Origin of the sequence: Sphingomonas sp. 4RDLI-65 (assembly GCF_049472435.1) — a bacterium.
Classification (GTDB): Bacteria; Pseudomonadota; Alphaproteobacteria; order Sphingomonadales; family Sphingomonadaceae; genus Sphingomonas.
The window spans coordinates 468356-489136 of the sequence record NZ_JBCEBT010000003.1; the positions used below are offsets into that span (position 1 = coordinate 468356).

General features: G+C 67.1%; 20 protein-coding genes. 11 read left to right on the plus strand and 9 right to left on the minus strand.

Annotation, left to right across the window (positions count from 1 at the left end; genetic code table 11):
• Positions 1-14 precede the first annotated feature (14 nt).
• The gene (locus tag VH567_RS10375) at positions 15-659 is read right to left on the minus strand and encodes an HdaA/DnaA family protein (RefSeq protein ID WP_056050416.1); all 645 of its coding nucleotides are present in this window, start codon (positions 657-659) and stop codon (positions 15-17) included.
• Between the two features lie 11 nt (positions 660-670).
• Positions 671-1915, minus strand: coding sequence for a heavy-metal-associated domain-containing protein (locus tag VH567_RS10380; RefSeq protein ID WP_423325752.1), 1245 nt, complete (start codon positions 1913-1915; stop codon positions 671-673).
• A 64-nt stretch (positions 1916-1979) separates the two neighbouring features.
• Between VH567_RS10380 and purM the strand changes: the two genes are divergently transcribed.
• The 4 genes from purM to VH567_RS10400 are packed head-to-tail and all read left to right on the plus strand — an operon-like array spanning position 1980 to position 4627.
• A complete protein-coding gene (gene purM / locus VH567_RS10385; RefSeq protein WP_423325898.1) occupies positions 1980-3095 on the plus strand; it encodes a phosphoribosylformylglycinamidine cyclo-ligase in 1116 nt (371 codons plus the stop codon).
• On the plus strand, positions 3088-3660 hold the full coding sequence (gene purN, locus VH567_RS10390) for a phosphoribosylglycinamide formyltransferase (protein WP_423325754.1): 573 nt from the start codon (positions 3088-3090) through the stop codon (positions 3658-3660). The genes purM and purN overlap by 8 nt, the downstream gene beginning before the upstream one ends.
• A complete protein-coding gene (locus VH567_RS10395) occupies positions 3657-4022 on the plus strand; it encodes an MmcQ/YjbR family DNA-binding protein (protein WP_423325756.1) in 366 nt (121 codons plus the stop codon). Before purN ends, VH567_RS10395 begins: the two co-directional genes overlap by 4 nt.
• Positions 4019-4627: a hypothetical protein gene (locus tag VH567_RS10400; protein WP_423325758.1), complete on the plus strand. Its 609-nt coding sequence runs from the start codon at positions 4019-4021 to the stop codon at positions 4625-4627. Before VH567_RS10395 ends, VH567_RS10400 begins: the two co-directional genes overlap by 4 nt.
• A gap of 170 nt (positions 4628-4797) precedes the next feature.
• On the opposite strand, the gene VH567_RS10405 is transcribed toward VH567_RS10400, so the two are convergent.
• The 4 genes from VH567_RS10405 to VH567_RS10420 form a co-directional block, all read right to left on the minus strand.
• Positions 4798-5316, minus strand: coding sequence for a GNAT family N-acetyltransferase (locus tag VH567_RS10405; protein WP_423325760.1), 519 nt, complete (start codon positions 5314-5316; stop codon positions 4798-4800).
• Entirely contained in the window at positions 5316-5738 is a 423-nt protein-coding gene (gene ndk, locus VH567_RS10410; protein WP_031393391.1) for a nucleoside-diphosphate kinase, read from the minus strand. Before ndk ends, VH567_RS10405 begins: the two co-directional genes overlap by 1 nt.
• A gap of 91 nt (positions 5739-5829) precedes the next feature.
• Positions 5830-6276 (minus strand): DNA polymerase III subunit chi, encoded by a 447-nt coding sequence (locus VH567_RS10415; RefSeq protein ID WP_423325762.1) that lies wholly within the window; start codon positions 6274-6276, stop codon positions 5830-5832.
• Between the two features lie 116 nt (positions 6277-6392).
• Positions 6393-7868, minus strand: a complete 1476-nt coding sequence (locus VH567_RS10420) for a leucyl aminopeptidase (protein WP_423325764.1) — start codon at positions 7866-7868, stop codon at positions 6393-6395.
• A gap of 182 nt (positions 7869-8050) precedes the next feature.
• Between VH567_RS10420 and VH567_RS10425 the strand changes: the two genes are divergently transcribed.
• From VH567_RS10425 to rsmA, 4 genes are all read left to right on the plus strand, one after another.
• A complete protein-coding gene (locus VH567_RS10425) occupies positions 8051-10315 on the plus strand; it encodes an LPS-assembly protein LptD (RefSeq protein ID WP_423325766.1) in 2265 nt (754 codons plus the stop codon).
• Positions 10316-10424: 109 nt separating this feature from the next.
• Positions 10425-11846: a peptidylprolyl isomerase gene (locus VH567_RS10430; protein ID WP_423325768.1), complete on the plus strand. Its 1422-nt coding sequence runs from the start codon at positions 10425-10427 to the stop codon at positions 11844-11846.
• A gap of 20 nt (positions 11847-11866) precedes the next feature.
• On the plus strand, positions 11867-12877 hold the full coding sequence (pdxA, locus tag VH567_RS10435) for a 4-hydroxythreonine-4-phosphate dehydrogenase PdxA (protein WP_423325771.1): 1011 nt from the start codon (positions 11867-11869) through the stop codon (positions 12875-12877).
• Positions 12874-13716 carry a 16S rRNA (adenine(1518)-N(6)/adenine(1519)-N(6))-dimethyltransferase RsmA gene (gene rsmA / locus VH567_RS10440; RefSeq protein ID WP_423325773.1) on the plus strand — a complete coding sequence of 281 codons (843 nt, stop codon included), beginning with the start codon at positions 12874-12876 and terminating at the stop codon, positions 13714-13716. Before pdxA ends, rsmA begins: the two co-directional genes overlap by 4 nt.
• A gap of 152 nt (positions 13717-13868) precedes the next feature.
• Here rsmA and VH567_RS10445 read toward each other — a convergent pair whose 3' ends face one another.
• Both VH567_RS10445 and VH567_RS10450 read right to left on the minus strand, forming a co-directional pair.
• A complete protein-coding gene (locus VH567_RS10445; RefSeq protein WP_423325775.1) occupies positions 13869-14369 on the minus strand; it encodes a tetratricopeptide repeat protein in 501 nt (166 codons plus the stop codon).
• Positions 14370-14425: 56 nt separating this feature from the next.
• A complete protein-coding gene (locus VH567_RS10450) occupies positions 14426-15613 on the minus strand; it encodes an RsmB/NOP family class I SAM-dependent RNA methyltransferase (protein WP_423325777.1) in 1188 nt (395 codons plus the stop codon).
• A gap of 211 nt (positions 15614-15824) precedes the next feature.
• Between VH567_RS10450 and VH567_RS10455 the strand changes: the two genes are divergently transcribed.
• Positions 15825-17114 (plus strand): N-succinylarginine dihydrolase, encoded by a 1290-nt coding sequence (locus tag VH567_RS10455; protein ID WP_423325779.1) that lies wholly within the window; start codon positions 15825-15827, stop codon positions 17112-17114.
• Positions 17115-17315: 201 nt separating this feature from the next.
• Here the strand turns inward: VH567_RS10455 and VH567_RS10460 are convergent, their stop codons facing one another.
• A complete protein-coding gene (locus VH567_RS10460) occupies positions 17316-17564 on the minus strand; it encodes a hypothetical protein (protein WP_423325781.1) in 249 nt (82 codons plus the stop codon).
• A gap of 249 nt (positions 17565-17813) precedes the next feature.
• On the opposite strand from VH567_RS10460, the gene VH567_RS10465 reads away from it, so the two are divergent.
• Both VH567_RS10465 and VH567_RS10470 read left to right on the plus strand, forming a co-directional pair.
• Positions 17814-19973, plus strand: a complete 2160-nt coding sequence (locus VH567_RS10465) for a TonB-dependent siderophore receptor (RefSeq protein WP_423325783.1) — start codon at positions 17814-17816, stop codon at positions 19971-19973.
• 95 nt (positions 19974-20068) lie between these two features.
• Positions 20069-20770, plus strand: coding sequence for a glutathione S-transferase (locus VH567_RS10470; RefSeq protein ID WP_423325785.1), 702 nt, complete (start codon positions 20069-20071; stop codon positions 20768-20770).
• Positions 20771-20781 lie beyond the last annotated feature (11 nt).

Sequence of the window (20781 nt, forward strand, 5' to 3'; positions counted from 1 at the left end):
GGCCTCTTGGGGGCTTATGGTGGCGTAAAGAGCGGCAAATCCAGGGCGAGTTGCGGTCGGAGGATCAGCCCGGCCTCGGTGAGTGTGGTTCGTGCAAGAGGAATGGACAAGCGCTTGCGACGTTCCATCGCCTCCTGATCGAGCGCATCGACGGTTCGCGTTACGGTAATATGACTGCGCTCGATTCGGGTCGCGAGCCAGTCGATCAGATCGGGCCGCGCATCGAGGCTGCGGCGCTCGAACAGATGCGCCAGCAACAGCCGCATGAGTTCGTCGTCGGGCGCGCCGATCGCCGCGATCGGGCTGGCGGCGAGGCGCGAGCGGAGATCGGGGAGCTTCACCTTCCATTCGGGCGGCGCAGCGTCCGCAACGATCAGCAGCGGCCTGTGCTCCTCTTGCGCGCGGTTCCAGGCGTGGAACAACTGCGCCTCTGGCACGCGTTCGGCATCGTCGATGATCGTGCCGCCGCTCTTCGCCGCGAAGATCCGCGCGAGCAGGCTGCGGCCCGATTTGCGCGGGCCGGTGAGGATGGCGGTCATGACGGGCCAGGTGGCCGTATGCTCCAAAGTGTGGACCGCTCGCGAGTTGGAGGGGGTAACCAGAAAGGCGTCGTCGCGAGGGTCCGCCGGCCACCCGAGTGGCAGCGCGATTTGAGTCATCTTGGTCGCGCTCACCCTGTCGTCACGTTGTCCGCGGGCAGATCCGGCGGAAGAAGTTGGGCGACCCGGCGAATTCGGATCGTCTGGCCGGAGCCGAATACCTGGTAGCCGCGGGCTTCCAATGCGGTCTTCAGCGCCGCCGGATCGCCGTCGTACGCGACGCGCATCAACGAGACGCCACCGAGCGCGAGACTGGTCGTCGCTGCGGAGCGGACGCCGGGGATCGCGCGGAGGGCGGCTTCGGTCGAAGACACCGCCGTAGCTGCGGGCGTGTCGAACTGGACGGTGATCGAGATGCCCGCGCCACCGGTCAGGACCGCTGTGTTCGCATCGGCGGTCTCGTCGTTTGGCAGGTCGTCGATCAACGCAGCTTCGGGCGGTGGTGGCGGCGAGAGGCTGTAGTCGACACGCAGCGAGCCGTTGCGACGCGCCTGCTGGTACAGGTCGTCGATCCGCTTCACGCCGGTGTCGAGCAATTGCGCGATGCCATCGGGCGTGCCGACTCGCAGCGTGAAGCGGCCGATGAGGTCGTTGTCGGGGCCGTGGCGCGCTTCGAACACGCCGATCACCGGGCCGCCGGGCCATTGGCGATAAAGCTTCACGACCGGCATCAGCACGTCGCTCGCGCCATATTGGTCGAGCACCGTCCGCCACCAACCGCGGCCGGGACGCTGCGTCTGGCCGACGTTGAGGAGGAGTGCGTCGGGGCCGGAGCCGGACGGGCGGACATAATCGATGCTGCTGTTGCCGGTGCGATATCGTGCCCAGGCCTGCTGCCACTGCGTGCTCTGCTCGAAGGCCTGGCCGACGCCGCCCGAATATTGGATGGGGATCGTCAGCATCGGCTGCGAGCGATCGGCATAGGTCGAGATGCCGAGGATCGATCCGGCGCGGGTGCGGTCGAACAGCACGCCGAGCTTGGCGATGTAGCGCTGCGGGCCGATCTGCTCGTTCTCGACGACGATCCCGGAGACCAGCGAATCGAGCGTGCCATCTGACACGAGGCCGCCACCGCCGCCCAGTCGGTTCGACAATTGCACCCAGGCCTTGCGCTGGGCGAGCCGCCAACCGCTGTAGCGCGCGGCGTCGGCGGTCTTGCCCGCGACGTCGACAGTCACGCCGCTCACCTCGTACGCGCTGCCGCTGTCGACAGGGGCTGCGCCTCGGCTGCCGCCCTCGATCTGCGCGAGCACGGCTCCGCCGCTGAGCAGCAGTGCGGCGCCGGCTAGGGCTGTGGGAAGGGTACGGATACGCATCAAGCGGGCCTTTTGGCGAAGCAGACGTGGAAATCCAAGCGCGATGTGGCTAGCAGCACCGATCATGACCGATACGCCAGACTCCGCCGCTCCCGCCACGGGCTCCTATACCTACGCTCAAGCGGGCGTTTCGATCGCCGCGGGCAACGCGCTGGTGCGGGCGATCGCTCCGCTTGCGCGCTCGACGAGGCGGCCGGGGGCGGACGCCGATCTTGGCGGGTTCGGCGGGATGTTCGACCTCAAGGCGGCGGGGTTCGTCGATCCGTTGCTGGTGGCGGCGAACGACGGCGTCGGGACGAAGCTGAAGCTGGCTATCGAATGGGACCGGCATGAAGGCGTCGGCGTCGACCTCGTCGCAATGTGCGTCAACGACCTGATCGTTCAGGGTGCCGAGCCGCTGTTTTTCCTCGATTATTACGCAAGCGGGAAGCTCGATGCGGCGGTCGCCGAGCGCGTCGTCGCGTCGATCGCGGAAGGGTGCAAGACCGCCGGCTGCGCGCTGATCGGCGGCGAGACCGCCGAGATGCCGGGCATGTATGCGGACGGCGATTACGATCTGGCGGGTTTCTGCGTCGGTGCGGTCGAGCGGACCAACGTGCTCACCGGGCGCGAGATCGCGGCCGGCGACGTGATGCTCGGGCTGGCGTCGTCGGGTGTGCATTCGAACGGGTTCTCGCTGGTTCGCCGGCTGGCCACCGATCGCGGGTGGAAGCTCGATCGGCCTGCGCTGTTCGACCAGGACAAGTTGCTGATCGATCATTTGATGGCGCCGACTCGGATCTATGTTGCGAGCCTGCTGCCGTTGTTGCGCGAGCGGCGGATCAAGGGGCTGGCGCATATCACCGGTGGCGGTCTGCTCGAGAATATCCCGCGCGTCCTGCCTGAGGGCGTGCATGCGGTGGTCGATGTGGATGCATGGGAGCAGTCGCGATTGATGGCGTTCCTGCAAGCCCAGGGTGCGATCGAGCCGGAGGAGATGGCGCGGACGTTCAACTGCGGGATCGGCATGGTCGTGATCATCAGCGCCGACGAGGCCGAGGCGGTGACCGCGGCGCTTCAGGCGGCGGACGAGACTGTGTTCACGATCGGGCGGATCGAGAATGGCGCACACGGTTGTACGGTCCGCGGCTCGGCGGGGACGTGGAGCGCACGCGAGGACTGGACCGCGACGCATGGCTGAGAAGACGCGCGTCGGCGTGCTGATCTCCGGGCGCGGATCGAACATGATGGCGCTGGTTGGCGCATCGCGCGCAGCCGAGTGTCCGTATGAGATTGCGCTGGTGGCTTCGGACAAGCCTTATGCGGCTGGGCTCGAATGGGCGCGGTCCGAGGGTGTCGCGACGTTCGCGCTCTCGCCAAAGGGTCTGGGCAAGCCGGCGTACGAAGCTGCGATCGATGCGGCGTTGCGCGAGGCTGGCGTCGAGGTCGTCGCGCTGGCCGGCTATATGCGGTTGCTGTCGGATGGGTTCGTCGCGGCGTGGCGGGACCGGATCGTCAACATCCATCCCTCGCTGCTGCCCAAATACAAGGGTCTGGACACGCATGCGCGGGCGATCGCGGCGGGCGATGCGGTCGGCGGGTGTTCGGTGCATGTCGTGACCGAGGAACTCGATGGCGGCGTGGTGCTCGGGCAGGCCGAGGTGCCGATCCTGACAGGCGACGATGCGGATGCGCTTGCGGCGCGCGTGCTGGCGGCGGAACATGCTTTGTACCCGAAGACCTTGGCGGAGTTCGTGACGCGATGACCGACTTGTCCCCCCTCGACCGTGTTCGTGCGGCGGCGCTGGCGTTGCCCGAGACCGAGGAAAAGGTGTCGCATGGCCAGCCGACGTTCTTCGTCGCGGGCAAGCAGTTCGCGCAGTTCCGGGCGGATCATCATGGTGATGGACTGACGGTCATATGCGTGAAGACGGGCGGAAGCGACGAGCAGGCGATGCTGATCGAGGCGAACCCGGACGTGTATTCGCGGCCTGCTTACCTGGGAGCGACCGGGTGGGTTGGAATGAACCTGGCGGGCGACCCCGATTGGGCACTGATCGAGGACCGGATCGCGCGCAGTTGGGAACTGGCGGCCCCTGCCCGGCTGCTGGAGGCTGGCGGTCGATGAGCGGCGAGACTCCGACCGAACGGCGCGAGGCTGCGGCGACGCGGCGGCGCTGGGTGACGCTGGCCGAGGTGCTGGCGGTGGCCGGCGTGCTGATCGCGGCGCTGACCTTGTGGAGCAACTGGTCGGAGCGCAGCGCTGACAATGCCGAGAAGGCGAGCGCGCGGGCTAGCGAGGCGCGGAAGGATCAGCGCTTCGAAATCCGCGCGGTGGCGGCGGAAAATGGCGACTCGCTGATGCTGTTGCGTGACGAGAAGCACGAGATCGTGGACGCGACCGTGGCGTTTCCGACCGCCCTCGGCGTCGGGCGGCAGGATGCGTTGACCGATCAGATCCAGCGGAGTTGGTTCGAGAAGGCGCTGCTGAAGGCGACCGATGGCGGCGCGGACGATCAGGCTGGGCGGCTGCCGGTGTTCATCACGGTGAACTATACCGATGGCGATGCGACCCGGTCTGCAAGCGGGATTTACGATGTGATCTGGCAGACGAAGGCTGGCGGGTTCCTGTCCGGGCGTTCGTTGAAGTTGCAGGGGTTGCGGGTTCGGCAGCGTGGTGGGGATCAGGCTAGGCTTGATGCGATCTGGGCGAAGGAAAAACCGGCGGCGTAAGTCGATGATGTCCGAGCGGCACCACCCCGGCGGAGGCCGGGGCCCAGTTGGGGAACGTCGCTAACTGAGGATCGCACGTCGTTACTGCGACCATGCCACCTGGGCCCCGGCCTCCGCCGGGGTGGTGGCTTCCGCAGGGGTGGTGGCCATTCTAGTTGGAGCGCCCTTGCTCAAATCGCTCGTGCGTAGACCGGATCGTCGTGGAGGGTGGTGCCGACCGTGAACTGGCGGGCGCCGATTACCTTGAAGCCTTGGCGTTCATAGAAGGCTCGAGCGCGGGTGTTTTGGTCCCATACGCCTAGTAGTACTCGGGTCCTGCCAGCCTTGGCCGCGTCTTCGAGCGCGCGGGCCATCAGGGCGGCGCCTAGGCCTGAGCCTTGGGCCTGCTTCATGAGATAGATGCGGCGGAGTTCTATATCCGCGGGGCCGGGTTCGATCGGGAAGTCCGGTGCGGTCAACACCGTGTAGCCGATCGGCGCGTGGCCGGGCTCGTACTCCGCCAGCGTCACGATCGTGGCCGGATCAGCCAGCCACGTCTCGAACGTGGCGATGCTGTTCTTCATCGTGCAATGGGCGACGATGTCCGCCCCCGTCAGCACGGTCGCGTAGGTATCAAGAAACGTGGCGGATGCGACGAGCGATAGCGCGGGCGCATCGCCCGGCCCTGCCCGTCGCAGCCGCCAGGTCATCAGCCGACGATTTCTTCGGGCTTGAAGAAATAGGCGATCTCGATCTCGGCGTTCTCGTCCGAATCCGAACCGTGCACCGAGTTCGCTTCGATCGACTCGGCGAGTTCCTTGCGGATCGTGCCGGGCTCTGCGTTGGCGGGGTTGGTGGCGCCCATGATGTCGCGGTTGCGCTGCATCGCGTTCTCGCCTTCGAGAACCTGGACGACGACCGGGCCGGAGATCATGAACGAGACGAGCTCGCCGAAGAACGGACGCTCCTTGTGGACCGCATAGAAGCCTTCGGCCTGCTCGCGGGTCATCTGAATGCGCTTCGAGGCGACGACGCGCAGGCCGGCTTCCTCGAGCATCTTGGTGACCGCACCGGTCAGGTTGCGGCGGGTTGCGTCGGGCTTGATGATCGAAAAGGTACGGTTCGCGGCCATGATGGTCACGGGCTCCTGTGTTGACGGTAATTGGATGCGCGGCGCTTAGGCGGGAGACGCGCCTAAAGCAACCTAAACGGCCGGTTCCCGCCTAAGCGGCCTGTTCCCAACGGCCGGAGTCGTTCTGCTTCCAGTAGCGGCGTTCGACGCCTTCGCGATCGGCTAGTGCCTTCCAGGCGAGGCGGGCTTCGCGGATCGCTTCGTCGTCGAAGATATGGAAGGCGCGGTCGAAGGTCAGGGTCAGGTCCCGCCACCGACCATCGACGATCGCGACGTTGCGCGCCGCATTGGCTGGGGCGCTTTCGGATATGTCGTCCGCAATCAGGATGGGCTGGGCTGCATCGTCGTTGCTGCCGGCCTGGGCGTGAGGGAGGAAGCTCTCGGGCGCGTAGGACCAGAGCAGGCGATCGAGTGCGGTGCGTTGCTCCTGGGGTTCGGCGACGATGAGCAGGCGACCGCCGGTTGCGACGACGCGCTCGGCGATACGCGGGAGGACGCGGTCGAGGGGGCTGGTGAGGTGGTAGAAATCGACCTGCATTCTTACTCCCCTTCCGCTTGCGGGAGGGGTCGGGGGAGGGGGTCGCCTCGCTCGACACCGCTCGCGGTTGGCCCCTCCCCTAACCCCTCCCTCAAGCGGGAGGGGAATTCTTGCGTTCAGCCCTCGAAATTATCCGCGACGAACTGGTCGAGCAACCGCACGCCGTAGCCGGTTGCACCCTTGTCGTGGTTCGTCCCCGGCTTGTCCGACCAGACCATGCCGGCGATATCGAGATGCGCCCACTTCACGCCTTCGTCGACGAAGCGCTTGATGAACTGCGCCGCGGTGATCGAGCCGGCACCGCGCGGCCCCACGTTCTTCATGTCGGCGATCGGCGAGTCGATCAGCTTGTCGTAAGCGGGCGACAGCGGGAAGCGCCACAGCGTGTCGCCAGTGGTCTTGCCGGCCGCGATCAGCTGGTCGGCGAGCGCGTCGTCGTTTGCGAAGATGCCGCCATTCTCGGTGCCGAGCGCGACGATCATCGCACCAGTCAGCGTCGCGAGATCGACGATCGTGGTCGGCTTGTGCGCCTGCTGCACCCAGGTCACGCAATCGCAGAGCACGAGGCGACCCTCGGCGTCGGTGTTGAGCACTTCGATCGTCTGGCCCGACATCGAGGTGATGACGTCGCTTGGACGCAGCGCGGCGCCGTCGGGCATGTTCTCGACGAGGCCCATCACGCCGACGACGTTCGCCTTGGCTTTACGCGATGCCAGCGCCTTCATCGCGCCGGCGACCGCGCCCGCCCCGCCCATGTCCCACTTCATGTCTTCCATGCCCGCGCCGGGCTTGATCGAGATGCCGCCCGAATCGAACGTGACGCCCTTGCCGACGAACGCGAGCGTGGGCGCATCGGCCCCTGCCCCGTTCCACTTGAGCGCGAGGATGCGCGCTTCCCGCCGGGAGCCCTGGCTGACGCCGAGCAGCGAGCCCATGCCGAGCTCGGTCATCTGCGCCTCGTCGAGCACGGTGATCTCGAGCCCGAGGCCCTCGACGTCCTTAGTCACCTTCTCGACGAAGCTCTCGGGATAGACGACGTTCGGCGGCGACGTGACCAGCCAGCGCGTCAGGTCGAGACCGCCAGTGACGGCCAGCTGCTCGGCCCAGGCCGCGTCGGTGCCTTCGGGCGCACCCGCGATGGTGATCTCGGTCAGCGTCGGCTTCGACTTCTCGGCCAGCTTGGTGCGGTACGTGTCGTAGCGCCATGCCCGCTGAGCGGCGGCAGCGGCGAAGTGTGCGGCGGCCTTCGGCGTCGGCGTGGCACCCGCCGAGAGGTCGGCGACGACCGACGTTGCGCCCGAGGTCAGCAGGCGTGCGGTGATCGCGCCGCCAGCCTTCTCCCAATCGGCGTTCTCGCCTGCGCCGACACCGACGAGCAGGACCTGGCGCACTGCGCCATCGACGGCCACGAACAGTTCGACGACCGAACCGGCCTCGCCTGCGAACCGGGCCGCGCTTGCCGCGCTCGTCGCCACCGCCTCGACATCGCCGCCGATCGCGCTCCAGTTGACCTTTGCCACGCCGTCCTTTGCGACGGGCACGGCGAGGATCGGGGCGTTGGCGGGAACGGTCGGGGCGAAGACGATCTGCATGAAGAAACCTCGGGAAGCTTTGAACGGTAGGAATGACTTGGCCCTAAGTTGATACCGCGTGCTCGGCAAAGCAAGGTGGCGGCCTGTCATCTCACGGCGATTGCAGCGAAGCCCCGGTGGTGCGATAGGCGGCCGATATGGCGGCAAACGGCTGCCCAGTGCCAAAGGGGTTGGTTCGGATCGTGTTGCGTATCGACCTTTTGACGGGTTGCGCCCTTTCGCTCGCGCTGGCGACCGGACTCGCCGCGACCCCGGCTCAGGCCCAGGATTTCCAGAACCGCCCGGTTGCGCCGCCCGTGCCCGAAGCGCCAGTCGCCAATGCGTCGACGGCGACGCCGGCTGAAGATCAGGTGCAGTTCAGCTCGACCGCGCTGGAATACAACACCAACACCGATATCGTCACCGCGACCGGTGAGGTCCGGATGTTCCGCCAGGGCAGCCGCCTGCGCGCCGACAAGGTCGTCTGGAACCGCAAGACCGGCAAGGTCGTCGCGACCGGCAACATCGCGGTCACCAATCCCGAAGGCGATATCGCGTACGGCGACGAGATCAACCTGACCGATTCGCTGAAGGACGGCGTGGTCGACAACATGCTCGTCGTGCTCGAACAGGGCGGGCGCCTGGCGGCCAAGCAGGGCGAGCGCGACGCGGACGGCACGGTCAACCTGCGCACCGCGGCCTATACCCCGTGCGGCGTCACCAATGCGGCCGGCTGCCCGAAGGAGCCGACCTGGAAGATCACCGCGGTTCGCGTCACCTATCGCCCCGAACGCAAGCGGATCTATTATTCGGGTGCGCGGCTGCATCTGTTCGGGCTGCCGAGCCTGCCGCTCCCCAAATTCTCCAACCCGGTTGGCGGTGGCAGCGACAGCGGGCTGCTGTCGCCCAATGGCGGGTATAGCCGCGTCAACGGCCTCGAAGTCAGCGTCCCCTATTACTGGAAGCTGGCCCCCAACCAGGGGCTGGTCGTCACGCCGCACATCTACAGCAGTGTGCTGCCGATGGCGCAGGTCGATTACTCAGCGCTCAATTCGAAGGGCGCGTTCCGCGTCCGGGCCTATGCCACGGAGAGCCGTCGCAGCGACGATCTCAGCACGGCGGTATCGACCGACACGAGCATGGCGTTCCGCGGCTATATCGACGGCATGGCGCGGTATCAGCTGTCCACCAACTGGACCGCGAGCGGCTCGCTCCGCCTGACGACCGATCGCACCTTCCTGCGTCGCTACGACATTTCGCGCGACGACCGGCTGCGCAGCACCGCCAGCCTCGAGCGGATCGACGACAGCAGCTATTTCTCGCTGAGCGGCTGGTATGCGCAGACGCTGCGGGTGAACGACAGCCAGGGCGAACAGCCGATCGCGCTGCCCGAGATCGATTATCGCAAGCGGTTCGACGACGGGCTGGTCGGCGGCAAGGTCCAGCTGCAGCTCAACACGCTCGCGCTGACCCGGACCGACGGGCAGGATACGCAGCGCGCGTTTGCAAGCCTCCAATGGGACCTGCGCCGTTTCACGAACTGGGGCCAGGAGGTCACGTTCACGGCGTTCGCGCGGGGTGATCTGTACAATACCAGCGACATCGAAGCCACGATCCCCAGCTATCAGGGGTTCGAAGGTTTCCACCAGCGCGTCATCGGCGCGGCCGCGGTGGACGTAAAATGGCCGTTCATCGGCACGTTCCTTGGCGGGACTCAGCGCTTTACGCCGCGCGTCCAGTTCGTCGCGGCACCCAAGGTCGCCAATATTTCGTTACCGAACGAGGATTCGCGCGCCGTCGACCTGGACGATACCAACCTGTTCTCGCTCAACCGGTTCGCCGGCTATGATCGGTTCGAGGACTCGTCGCGCGTCACCTATGGCGGCGAATGGGCGCTCGACCTGCCGGGTATCGCATTCACCACCAACGTCGGCCAGAGCTACCGCGTGAACACGCGGCCGACGATCCTGCCGAACGGCACCGGGCTCAGCGACCGTTTCTCGGATATCGTCGGGCGCAGCGAACTCCGGTTCCGCGACTTCGTCTCGATCGTCCACCGCTACCGGCTCGACAAGGACGGGTTCACGATCCGCCGCAACGAGCTGGACGCGACGATCGGCTCGCGCGCGACCTATGTGCTGGTCGGCTATCTGAAGCTCAACCGCAACATCGACGCGGCGATCGAGGATCTGCGCGACCGCGAGGAAATCCGCGTTGCCGGCCGGGTCCAGTTCGCGCGGTTCTGGTCGGCGTTCGGCTCGGGCGTGGTCGACCTGACCAACGCATCCGAGGACCCGCTGTCGGTGAGCGACGGCTTCACGCCGATCCGCCACCGCCTGGGCATCCAGTACGAGGACGACTGCCTCCGCCTCGGCGGGACGTGGCGGCGGACCTACAACGACACCGGCGACGCGCGGAAGGGCAACAGCTTCCTGTTGACGCTGGCCTTCACCAACCTCGGCCGCTAAGCCCGCGTTCAGCTACTTTGAGGCAAGCCGCGCCGGATACGCGTCGCCATGACAATGGCGATACGATTTGCGGGACGATTTGCGGGACGCGATGATGGGATACCGACACTTGAAGCATGATGTTCGACTGGCGGCGCGTGGCGGCCGTGTGATCGGGGCGGTGGTTCTGGCCGCGCTGACGGCAAGTGCGATCGCCCAGGGTGTGCCGCCGCAGGGCGCACCGCAATCCCCGCCGCCGCAGCAGGGCGCATCCGGCCAGACGGTGCAGGACCAGAGCGTTCCCGACAATACCGGCCTCGATATCCCGACCAACCTGCAGATTTTTGGCAAGCTCGACCCCAATGTCCGCAAGCCGACCGCGATCGTCAACGACACGGTGATCACCGGTACCGACGTCGACCAGCGCGTGGCGCTGGTGGCGATGGCGAACGAGGCGAAGCTGTCGCAGGAGGATCGAGAGCGGCTGAAGCTCCAGGTGCTGCGCCAGCTGATCGACGAGACGCTGCAGATCCAGGAGGCGAGGACCGCCGACGTCGTCATCACGCCCGCCGAGCTGACGCAGAGCTATGACGCGGTGTCGAAGCGCTTCAACCGCACGCCCGTCGCAATGCGCGCGTATCTGCGCGAATCGGGGTCATCGGAGCGCTCGCTCAAGCGCCAGATCGAGGGCGAGCTGGCGTGGCAGCGCTACCTGCGCAAGCGGGTCGAGCCGTTCGTCAACGTCGGCGACGAAGAAGTGAAGTCGATCATCGACCGTCTCCAGGCGGCCAAGGGCACCGACGAGTTCAACCTCAAGGAAATCTATCTCGCGGCGACGCCGGCCAACAGCCAGCAGGTCTATGCGAACGCCAAGCAGATCCTGCAGGAAATCCAGAAGGGCGCGCAGCCGTTCGAATATTATGCGCGCCAGTTCTCGGAAGCATCGACCCGTGCGGTCGGCGGCGATCTGGGCTGGATCCGCGCCGCGACGCTGCCGGCGGCGCTGTCCGAGGCTGCGACGACGATGCAGGTCGGCCAGGTCGCAGGGCCGATCGAGGTCTCCGGTGGCTATTCGATCCTGTACCTGACCGACAAGCGCCAGGTGCTGACCGCGGATCCGCGCGACGCCAAGCTCAGCCTCAAGCAGCTGACGTTGCGCTTCCCGCCCAACACCAACCAGGCGCAGGCCTCGGTTCGCGCGCAGGCGTTCGCCAAGGCGACGCAGGAGCTTCGCGGCTGCGGCACGGTGGCGAAGGTCGCGGCCGGGATCGGCGCGGACGTGGTCGACAACGACACGGTCCGTATCCGCGACCTGCCGCCGCAGCTCCAGGAGATCATGCTAAAGCTGCAGGTCGGCGAGTCGAGCCCGCCATTCGGCTCCGCGGAGCAGGGCGTTCGCGCGCTGGTGCTGTGCGGTCGCGACGAGGCAGCGGGTGGATCGGTGCCGAATTCTGAGCAGATCCAGGGTCAACTCGAACAGCAGCGCGTCAACCTGCGCGCTCAGCAGAAGCTGCGCGATCTGCGGCGCGACGCGGTGGTCGACTATCGTTGAGCGCCGTCGTTGATCCGCGCGTGACCCGTATCGTGCCGCTCGCGGTGTCGATGGGCGATCCCGCCGGGATCGGTCCGGAGATCATCGCCAAGGCGTGGGACGCACGCGAGATGCAGGCCTTGCCGCCGTTCGTGGCGGTCGGCGACGCGCGCGCAATCGAGCGGGTCTGGGCGGGGCCGATCGCACGCGTTGCGGATATCTCGGCGGCGGTGGGCGCGTTCGCGACCGCGCTGCCGGTGCTGACCGTCGGCGATGCCGGCGCGATCGTTCCGGGTGAGCCGGACGCGGATGGCGCACGCTGCGCGCTGCATTCGCTCGAACTGGCCGTCGGGCTGGTGCGCACCGGGGCGGCGCGCGCGCTCGTGACCGGGCCGGTGTCGAAGGCGCAGCTGTACGCGATCGGATTCACGCATCCCGGCCAGACCGAGTTCGTCGCCGAACGCTACGGCGTGGCGGGCGACAATGCGGTGATGATGCTGGCAGGACCATCGCTGCGCGTCGTGCCGATCACCACGCACGTGCCGTTGAAGGACGTTTCCGGGCTGCTGACGGTGGATCTGATCGTCGCCAAGGCACGCGCGACCGCGCGCGGCCTGTTGCGCAATTTCGGGATCGAGAATCCGCGGCTCGCCTTTGCCGGGTTCAATCCGCATGCCGGCGAACAGGGTGCGCTCGGGCGCGAGGAAATCGAGATCATCGCGCCCGCGATTGCGATCCTGTGCGGCGAGGGCATCGACGCAACCGGACCGTTCGCGGCGGACACGATGTTCCATCCGAGGGCACGCGCGACGTACGACGTCGTGATGTGCTGCTATCACGACCAAGCCTTGGTGCCGCTCAAGACGATCCATTTCGACGAGGGCGTGAACATGACGCTCGGGCTGCCGATCGTGCGGACCTCGCCCGATCACGGCACTGCGTTCGCGATCGCCGGCAAGAACCTGGCCGAGCCCGGCGCGATGATCGCCGCTATCAGGATGGCCGGCGAGGCTGCCGATCGACGCGCGCAGACCGCCGCCGCCAGATCATGAGCGACGCGGTGACCGTCCTGCCGCCGCTGCGCGAGGTGATCGCGCGCTATGGCTTGAATGCGAGCAAGGCGCTCGGCCAAAACTTCCTGTTCGACGGGCAGTTGCTCAAGCGGATCGCGGCTGTGCCCGGCGATCTGCGCGATGCCGAAGTGCTCGAAGTGGGGCCCGGCCCCGGTGGCCTGACGCGTGCGCTGCTCGCTGCGGGTGCGCGGGTAACCGCGATCGAGCGCGATCGGCGCTGCATCCCGGCGCTGGCTGAACTCGGCGAGGCGTATCCGGGGCAGCTTCGAGTCATCGAAGGCGATGCGATGGAGATCGAAGCTTCGGCACTGTTCGAGGGCAAGCCGCATATCGTCTCGAACCTGCCGTATAATATCGGCACCGCGCTGCTGGTCGGGTGGCTGTCGACGTCGTGGCTGCCGTGGTGGCAGTCGTGCACGCTGATGTTCCAGAAGGAAGTCGCCGAGCGAATCGTCGCCAAAACCAACGACGATCATTACGGTCGGCTGGCCGTACTCGCGCAGTGGCGCTCGACTGCGCGGATCGCGATGCCGGTGCACCGGTCGGCCTTTACGCCGCCGCCCAAGGTGATGTCGGCGGTGGTGCACCTGACGCCGGTCGAAGCGCCCGAAGGGGTGAACTTCGCTATTCTCGAACGGCTGACGGGTGCGGCGTTCGGGCAGCGGCGGAAAATGCTGCGGCAGAGTCTGAAGGGCGTACCGGGCGCGCTCGATGCGCTGGAGCGGATCGGGGTGGAGGCGACGCGGCGGGCGGAGACGCTGTCGGTGGAGGATTTCACCGCACTGGCTAAGGCGGTTGGCTCGACGCGGCGCGACTAGTCCGCGCGCGCAGGACATTTCGAGAAGCCCCACCCCAGCGGAGGCCGGGGCCCAATTGGTAAGGTCGTAGTAACGACCCGCCGTCCTACGTTATCGCCGTTCCCCAATTGGGCCCCGGCCTCCGCCGGGAGGTGCAGCGTTCGTGGGAAAACTCAGTCCTTGGACGCGACCGGCGTCTTGTCGACCTGCGCGGTGGCGATCGGCGGCCCCTTGGCGATCACCGCCGCGAGCTGCGTCGCCTCCGGGCAGACGCCCTTGCACAGCGTCCGGATCTTCACGAGATTATCTTTTGCGCGAACCACGGCGCCCTTGGCAACCAAGGCCTCGCCCTGCCCCTTCAACGCCGCGACGTCGTTCGGCTCGAGCAGCAGAGCCTCGCGGTACAGGCGGATCGCCTTGCCCGGCAGGTCGCGCGTTTCGGCTACCCGCGCGAGCAGCAGGAACGCCGCCCGGTTGCGCGGATCGACCGCCACCGAAGTCTCCAGCACGTCGGTCGCACCGTCGAGATTGCCCGCGGCCACCAACGAGCGTCCCTGCGCCAGCAGCTGCATCGAGCGTGCGTCGATCTGACTATCGGGCCGTTGCCCGTTCAGCGACGTCGACACACACACGATGGTCAGCGCGGCGGCAAGGGCAACGGACGAAAAACGCATGAACGTCTCCAGGCGGGTCACGGGGTGGGCCGCAAGTTGGACCATAAGGCGGCTGGCTAGCACGCGGCCCGGAGGCGCGCGACAAAAAAGCCGTCGGTGCCATCGCGGCCGGGTTCGAGGCGGACGCCGTGGCCGTGTTTCGCGCCAGCGGGGAGCGAAACGGCCTCCGTGGTCCAGCCCGGATGCGCGTTCAGGAACCACGTGACCTGGTCGGTGCCCTCGGCGTCGAGCAGCGAGCAGACGATATAGACGAGCGCGCCGCCGGGCTTGACCAAAGTGGCGGCGACCGACAGCACCTGCTGCTGCGTCGATTGCAGCCGCGAGACGCGGTCGGGGGTAAGCCGCCAGCGCGCCTCGGGATTGCGCCGCCACGTGCCCGTCCCCGAGCACGGCGCGTCGACCAGCACGCCGTCGGCACGCCCAGCCCATTCGCTGAGCGCCTCGATCTCGCGCGTCGGGTTGAGCAACCGGCTCTCGACGATCGTCGCACCGGCACGCGTCGCTCTCGGCGCAAGGCGCGAAAGGCGGTTGCGGTCGGTATCGCAGGCGAGGATCACGCCTCGGTTGGCCATCGTCGCGGCCAGCGCCAGCGTCTTGCCGCCGGCGCCCGCGCAGAGATCGACGATCCGCTCGCCCGGTTTCGCCTGCATCGCGAGGCCGACCAGCTGGCTGCCCTCGTCCTGCACCTCCAGCGCGCCTTCGTTGAACAGCGGCAGCGCCTCGACGTTGGTGCCGGTCGGCAAGCGGATGCCGTCCGGGGCATGCGGGGTGGCTTCGGCTTCGGGGAGTGCGGCAAGCACGGTCGCGCGGTCGGAGATCAGCGTGTTGACGCGGAGGTCGAGCGTGGCACGCCCGGCCAGATCGGTCAGCGCGGCGCCGTCGAGCCCGGACGCACGCAGGGCCTTGGTCAGCCACTGCGGCGCGACACCGGCGCGTGCGCGCGGTTCGTCCTTGGCGATCGGCGCCGGCGCGTGGGTCGAGCCGTCGAAGGTCGCAGCGACCGCCGGATCCGCATCGGCGACCAGCAGCATTGCGGCGCGCCCGTCCTCGGGGCGATCGCCGGCCTTGCGGATCGCGGCGTAGACGAGCTCGCGGACGGCGCGGCGGTCCTTCGAGCCGGCATAGCGGCGGGTGGCGAAGTAGCGCGCGATCAGCGTGTCGGCGGCGGCGCCGCTTTCACGGGCGGCGGCGATGATCTGGTCGAGGAGTTCGATCGCGGCCTGGGTACGGGCGGGAGGCGTCACGTGCGACCTCCCGAGATCGCGGGTGTTCCGGGGCAGGCGTGGTACGGGGTGTTCGTCATCATCCCCTCCCCTAGCCTTTCCGGCGCGTAGCAGGCGAATACTTTCCGCCGGGCCCCGTGGGCGGCCGCATGCGCAAAGCGAAAATCCTGTTCGGAGCGCGGCATCGGATCGGCTAGCGTCGCCGCCGGATCATGAGGAAGGACGCAACGCGGTGATCGAGATCAATTTCGACGGGATCGTCGGACCAACGCACAATTATGCCGGCCTCTCGTTCGGCAACCTCGCCTCGTCGAACAACGCCGGCGCCGTCTCCGCCCCGCGTCTCGCGGCCTTGCAGGGCGTCGCCAAGATGCGGCGACTGATGGCGCTGGGTCTCCGCCAGGGCATCTTCCTGCCGCATGTCCGCCCCAATGTCAGTTGGCTGCGCACCCTCGGGTTCGGCGGCGACGATGCGGAGGTGCTCGCGACCGCCTGGAGCACCGACCGCGCGCTCGTCGCCAACGCGCTGTCGGCATCGGCGATGTGGACGGCGAATGCGGGCACGGTTTCGCCCGGTACCGACACCGTCGATGGCCTGTGCCATATCTCGGTCGCGAACCTGTCGACGATGCCGCATCGCGCCGCCGAGGCGGAGCAGACCGAGCGGCAGTTGCGGCTCGCCTTTGCCGATCCCCGCGTCTTCCACGTCCACGGCCCCGTCCCCGCTCCGTTCGGCGACGAGGGCGCGGCGAATTTCATGCGCGTCGTGCCGCCATCGGGCGGGCGGGGCGTCGAGATCTTCGTGTACGGCGAAACGGGCGGCGGCGTCTTCCCGTCCCGCCAGCGCCGCACCGCCAGCGAGGCCGTCGCGCGCCGACACGGGCTGAACCCCGACCGCACGCTGTTCGTCCAGCAGAGCGAGGCGGCGATCGCGGCCGGCGCGTTCCACAACGACGTCGTCGCGGTCGCCAACGGCCATGTCGTCTTCGCGCACGAACACGCCTTCGCGGACCCCGCCGCATTCCACGCGGCGCTGCGCCGGATCGTGCCCGAGGTCGCGATTATCGAGGTGCCCGCCGATCGTGTCGACCTCGATACCGCGATCCGCACCTATCTGTTCAATTCGCAGCTGGTCACGCTACCCGACGGCAGCATGACGCTGGTCCTGCCCGCCGAGGCCCGCGAGAATGCCGGCGTCTGGACATGGCTGACCGAACTAATCGAGAGCGGCGGCCCGATCCGGCGGCTGGAGGTGGTCGACGTCCGGGAATCGATGCGCAACGGCGGCGGCCCGGCCTGCCTGCGGTTACGCGTGCAGATCGAACCGGACGCACTGGCGGCGATCGACCCGCGTTTCCTGCTCGACGACGCGGCGTGCACGCGGATCGAAGCGGTCGTCGCCCGCGAATGGCCCGAGGCGATCGCGTTCGACGATCTGGGCGATCCCCGATTGTGGGCGCGCTGCCATCGCGCATGCACTGCATTGACGCAGGCGCTGGGCTTCCAACCGGACGAGATCTGATTTTTTGATACGAAGCGGGAAACGAGGCGCCCCGCCCGTCCGTGCGACACTCTCGTATCCGGGCGGGGCACCGAGGACGCAGCACCCTTCGGCAGCGCGTCACTAAGGGTAAGCTAGCACGGGATGCTCGGCTGGAAAGTCATGTCGCGCAAGTTGGCGCTTCGTTTTATCCGATATTTCGCCCGTCATGCCGCCGTTCGGTCAGGCGTGGCCGCGTCCTGGCAGCTTTACCTTGCGCAGCGACGCGATCATCTGCCGCGCGCCTGGCGGCGCGACTTGCACGAACAGATCGAAAAGATCCTCGTCGTCGAGCGCATCGGTATCGACGCCGGTCGGCAGCGCGATCGCCTGTCGGCTGCGGGCGCCCGGCTGCGCCTCGATCACGATCGTCCGCCACGCCATGCCGACCGGCGGATCACCCGCGACATCGTCGAACTCGCCCGGCACCATGTTGCGGATCCTCAGGCGACGGTCCGTATGCCTGTCGAACCACGCGGCGTCTCTTCCGGTCGCGATACCTGCTGCGATTCCCATTCCCGTCATTGCCCTGCCTCAGTTCGTCACGTGCGCGATTCAGTCCGTCACAGGTGTTGCGCGATTGCCGCAGGTGCAAGGCTTAAAATGAAAACCGACGCCGGTTCGTGTTGATAATAGTTCGCATAAACATTAGCGGAGGCGTCATAACGTAAAGGGTACATCATGACACGTCGTCGTTTCGGCATCGCCTTCCTACTGGGCTCCGCATTCACCGCCGCGCCAAGCTATGCGCAAACGACGGCCCCCAGTGTCGATGCGAACGTAATCGTCGTCAACGGCCAACACCCACGCAACCAGGCGTCGTCGGGCACCAAGACGGCGACTCCGCTCGCCGAGACCCCGCAGTCGATCACCGTTATCACCCCTGAGGATATCGCCGGTCTGGGGTTGCAGAACCTAAACCAGGCGCTGCGCTTCGTCGCCGGCGTCACGCCGGAAACGCGCGGCGCGAGTGCCGAGGTTTATGACCAGTTCAAGCTGCGTGGCTTCGACGCTCCGGTCTATCTCGACGGCCTGAAGCAGTTCGGCAGCGCCACCGGCTATGCGGTGCCGCAGGTCGACGTGTCGCGGCTCGACCGCATCGAGATCGTCAAGGGACCCGCCTCGGTGCTGTACGGTCAGTCTAGCCCCGGCGGCTTGGTCGCCGAAGCCAGCAAGCTGCCACTCGACCGGGATCTCTACGGTGCGGTCAGCGGGACCTATGGCAGCTACGACCTGTACCGCGTCGATGCCGATATCGGCGGGCGCGCGGGCGAGGGCGTGCTGTGGCGAGTGTATGGCAGCACCAACGGTGCCGACGACCAGCAGACGCAGGGCCAGGGCAAGCGCGAACGCCAGACGATCTCCGCCGCGGTGACCGCCGGCGCGGGCAGCAGCACCAGCTTCACGCTGCTCGGGGCCTATTCGCACGATCCGTTCAACGGCAATTACGGCGTGTTCCCGGCGCTCGGCACGCTGATCGACAACCCGGCCGGCAAGATCTCGAGCAAGTTCTACGGCGGCGAACCGGGCGACTTCTTCAGCCGCGAACAGGCCGCGCTGACCTACATCTTCAATCACGATTTCGGCGACGGCTGGGCGCTGCGCTCATCCGGCCGCTACCAGTATGTCGGCAGCCGGATGGGCATAGTCTATACCGCAGGCGCCGCGGTCGATCCGCTCGCGGCCGCGCCGACGGTCTATACCCGCTACTCCTATTCGACTCGCGAGCAGCTCAACAACTGGACCTTCGACAACCAGCTGACGGGCAAGATCGTGACCGGGCCGTTGACGCACAGCCTCCTGTTCGGCGTCGATCGACAGGTCGCGCACTCGGCCGGGCTCTCGGCGTTCGGTGGTGCGACATCGATCGACGTGTTCGACCCGGTCTACGGCACGATGGCCACGCCGCAGACTCCGTACGAGGTCCAGGGCTATGCCCTCGACGGCAGTTTCGCGGACGTCGCCTCGGCCAACGTCCGGCAGCGCCAGCAGGGAATCTATGCGCAGGACCAGATTTCGGTCGGCGGGCTGCGCGTGACGCTGAGCGGGCGGCAGGACTGGGCGCGTCAGGCCCAGGGCACAGCGTCGCAAAAGAACGACAAGTTCACCTGGCGTGCCGGTGCGCTGTATTTGCTGCCGTTCGGCCTGGCGCCCTATGCGAGCTATTCGACCTCGTTCGAGCCGCAGAATGCAAGGCTTCGCAGCGGCGATCTGGCGCAGCCGTCGCTCGGCAAGCAGGTCGAGGTCGGCGCGAAATACCAGCCGCCCGGCACGCCCATTCTCGTCACTGCCGCCTGGTTCCGGATCGAACAGACCAACGTCGTCGTGTCCTATCCCGATTTCACCTCGGACCAGGTCGGCAAGGTGCGGTCGCAGGGTATCGAGGTCGAGGCGAGCGCCCCGCTGCCTTACGGCTTCAACGCCAAGCTCGCCTATAGCCGCCAGCGCGTGAAGAAGGTCGAGGACGTCGTCCCCGCCAATATCGGTCTGCCGCTCGCGACGGTCGGGCGCGGCGGCATCTCGGCGAACCTGGAATGGGCACCCACCGAAGGGCCAGCGTCGGGTTTTGCGATCGGTGGCGCGGTCCGCCATGTCGACAAGACATATGCCGATTTCTATGCGGACGGCATCGCGCGCTATACGCCTGCCTACACCGTGTTCGACGCATTGCTGCGCTATGACCTGGGCAAGGTCAGCCCGCGGTTTGCCAACGTCAATCTCGGCGTCAACGCGACCAACGTGTTCGACAAGAAGTATCTGACGTCGTGCTTCGCCAATTACGGCTGGTGCTGGTACGGCAACCGCCGCACCGTGCAGGCGACGATCGGCTATCGGTTCTGAGGCCTCTCGACCGTGATCCGCGCTCGGTATCGGGCGCAGATCACGGTCGACAAGACCACGCGACCCAAGCGCAGCATCGCGGTATACGCGGCCCGATGCTGCCGATCCTCTACAGTTTCCGTCGATGCCCCTATGCGATGCGCGCGCGTCTCGCGGTTCTGGCGAACGGCGTCCGCGTCGCGATGCGCGAAGTCAGCTTGCGTGACAAGCCGGCCGCGATGCTCGAGGCATCGCCCAAGGGCACCGTCCCGGTGCTCGTGCTGCCCGACGGAACGGTGATCGATCAGAGCCTGGAGATCATGCGCTGGACGCTCCCGCCAGCCGATCGCGCGCTGTGGCCGAACGAGACCGCCGCGGCGCTCGTCTCGGTCAATGACGGCGCGTTCAAGCATCATCTGGACCGATACAAATACGCCGATCGCTACGGGGTGGACGGACATCACCACCGCGATATCGCGACGGAAATCCTGAAGCGGCTCGACGCGGCGCTGGGCCGCGATGGCAAGCTTGGCGGCGCACTTGGAGACGCGGCGGGCAGCGCGGCGGAGTCGATGACCGATCTCGCGATCATGCCGTTCGTCCGCCAGTTCGCGGAGACCGACCGATCCTATTTCGACGCACTGCCGTTCCCCGCGCTGCAGGCATGGCTCGCGCGGCATCTGGAATCGGCGCCGTTCGCGCGCGTCATGCTACGCCCGGCTCCCTGGCAGCCGGGCGATGTACCGATCCTGTTTCCGCCGCTCGCGACACCGGGCGATCTCGTCCCTGATCCCGTAGCGGCTGGATCTGGCGGCTAGCTCGTTACCGG